This is a genomic window from Streptococcus sp. 121 (genome assembly GCF_016458205.1).
Classification (GTDB): domain Bacteria; phylum Bacillota; class Bacilli; order Lactobacillales; family Streptococcaceae; genus Streptococcus.
In genome coordinates, this window is sequence record NZ_JAEMED010000082.1 from 1 (window position 1) to 1,340 (window position 1,340).

Consider the following 1,340-nt stretch of genomic DNA (forward strand, 5'->3'; position numbering starts at 1 on the left):
TGGATTTCAGTCAATATCTTGGACAGTTTTTGATAGAATTTTGTGCGTTCTAGGCGCCCCGTGGTTGCCTGGCCTCCTTTTTCTAGTTAGTATCTTTCAGAAACTAACTAGAAAAAAGAGGGTAAATGAACTAAGCTTCTAGTTTTTCATATTCATTCGGACTTAGATAGTTTAGACTGCTGTGGCGTCTCCTTGAATTGTAAAATCCTTCAATGTATTGAAACAGACTTTGATAACAAGAATCAAAATCTTTATAGCCCATCGAATTTTCTGCATAGATACATTCTTTCTTGAGTGTCGCATGAAATGATTCAATACAACTGTTGTCATAGGGACAACCTTTTTCGCTGTAGGAATGGGTAATCTGATGTTCTTCTAAGTATTTGTTATAAGCATTGCTTGTGTATTGGCTCCCTTGATCCGAGTGGAGGATCAAATTATCTGAAATTGTTCTTGTCGATAGTGCACCTTCCAGCGTATCTAGAACTAATTGAGTATCCATATTTCTGGACAGTTTCCAAGAAATAATTTTACGTGATTTCAGATCCAAGATACTTGATAAATAGCACCAGCTATCAGATAGAGTATAGATATAGGTGATGTCGGTCACCCATTTTTGATTGAGTTTCTTAGCAGTGAAATCACGTTTGAGTAAATTAGGGCGTTCTTGTGTGACAGATTTCGTCGAACTAGTAGGCCGATATTTTTTACGAATAATGGATTGAATTCCTAATTCTCTCATTAATTTTTGAACTCGCTTTTCTGAAACTGAATACCCTTGAGCTTGTAAGTCTTTATGGATTTTTGGCGCGCCATATCTTTTATCAGATTCAAGATACGAAGCCATGATTACTTCTTTCAAATTATCATTTTCAAGATCACGACTACTAGGTTTCCGATTTTGATACTCATAGAAGCTAGATCGTGCAACCTCAAAAACATTGCAGAGACCATTAATTGAGTAGTTGTAGGTCTCGTGTAAGAATTGGATCTTTGCGAAGACTACAGCGGTACTTACTTCTTCGCAAAGATCCCTAAGGCCTTTTTTAAGATTTCATTTTCTTCCTTAATTTTTGCCATTTCCTTACGCATTTCTTGAAGATCATGGAGTGACATCTCCTCAGTATCCAACTGTTTCTTACTGTAGACTTTTATCCATTTATAGATGGTTTGATTAGCTAAACCATATTCTCGAGATAAATCGGAAACGGATTTACCGGTTTCATAAAGGCTTACGATGGTTTCTTTGAATTCTTTACTATACTTTTGTGACATATGGACTTCTCCTTTGGTTTGAGATAATTCTACCAAATCGTGTCCATGAAATCATACTAACACCA

General features: G+C 36.2%; 2 protein-coding genes. Both read right to left on the reverse strand.

The window, feature by feature from the left end:
- Positions 1-130 precede the first annotated feature (130 nt).
- On the reverse strand, positions 131-991 hold the full coding sequence (locus JEQ21_RS09805; protein ID WP_442805128.1) for an IS3 family transposase: 861 nt from the start codon (positions 989-991) through the stop codon (positions 131-133).
- A gap of 23 nt (positions 992-1,014) precedes the next feature.
- Positions 1,015-1,275 carry a transposase gene (locus tag JEQ21_RS10365; protein WP_442805127.1) on the reverse strand — a complete coding sequence of 87 codons (261 nt, stop codon included), beginning with the start codon at positions 1,273-1,275 and terminating at the stop codon, positions 1,015-1,017.
- Positions 1,276-1,340 lie beyond the last annotated feature (65 nt).

What these genes read in the sequence shown, in the direction of transcription:
- JEQ21_RS10365 (WP_442805127.1), bottom strand. Translation starts at nt 1,275, where the DNA reads ATGTCACAAAAGTATAGTAAAGAATTCAAAGAAACCATCGTAAGCCTT.